The sequence below is a fragment of the Teichococcus aestuarii genome (genome assembly GCF_042651065.1).
GTDB classification, from domain to species: domain Bacteria; phylum Pseudomonadota; class Alphaproteobacteria; order Acetobacterales; family Acetobacteraceae; genus Pseudoroseomonas; species Pseudoroseomonas aestuarii.
In genome coordinates this window covers 1-1,045 of record NZ_JBHSCH010000161.1, presented here as the reverse complement: position 1 = coordinate 1,045, position 1,045 = coordinate 1, and the positions used below count along the sequence as shown (strand labels likewise).

Below are 1,045 nucleotides of genomic sequence, written 5' to 3'. Positions count from 1 at the left end.
GACCAGTGAGCTATTACGCTTTCTTTAAAGGATGGCTGCTTCTAAGCCAACCTCCTGGTTGTCTGGGCCTTCCCACATCGTTTCCCACTTAACCATGACTTTGGGACCTTAGCTGGCGGTCTGGGTTGTTTCCCTCTTCACGACGGACGTTAGCACCCGCCGTGTGTCTCCCGTGATAACATTCTCCGGTATTCGTAGTTTGCATCGGGTTGGTAAGCCGGGATGGCCCCCTAGCCGAAACAGTGCTCTACCCCCGGAGATGAATTCACGAGGCGCTACCTCAATAGATTTCGCGGAGAACCAGCTATTTCCGAGTTTGATTGGCCTTTCACCCCTAGCCACAGCTCATCCCCTAATTTTTCAACATTAGTCGGTTCGGTCCTCCAGTTAGTGTTACCCAACCTTCAACCTGCCCATGGCTAGATCACCGGGTTTCGGGTCTATACCCTGCAACTGGACGCCCGGTTAAGACTCGGTTTCCCTGCGGCTCCCCTATACGGTTAACCTTGCTACAGAATATAACTCGCGGACCCATTATACAAAAGGTACGCCGTCACCCCACCCCAAAACGCTCCACTGCCTGATTTTTAAGTTGAACGTCGCTTACGCTCCGTTAACCGTCAGTCGCGCTGTCGTTACGCATTTTGCGCACCACGCAAAGCGAAACGCTTTGGTGGTGGGGCTCCCACTGCTTGTACGTACACGGTTTCAGGTTCTTTTTCACTCCCCTCGCCGGGGTTCTTTTCGCCTTTCCCTCACGGTACTGGTTCACTATCGGTCAGTCAGGAGTATTTAGCCTTGGAGGATGGTCCCCCCATATTCAGACAGGATACCACGTGTCCCGCCCTACTCATCGAGCTCACAACAGGTGCGCTTTCGTGTACGGGGCTTTCACCCTGTATCGCCGGCCATTCCGGACCGTTCCACTAACACACCTGCTGATTCAGACTCTGGGCTCTTCCCCGTTCGCTCGCCGCTACTTGGGGAATCTCGGTTGATTTCTTTTCCTCGGGGTACTTAGATGTTTCAGTTCTCCCGGTTCGCC

Annotated in this window: 1 rRNA gene; it reads right to left on the bottom strand. The window is 53.8% G+C overall.

From position 1 onward, the window contains the following. Positions 1 to 1,045 (bottom strand): 23S ribosomal RNA (locus tag ACFOY6_RS24140); the annotation flags it as partial.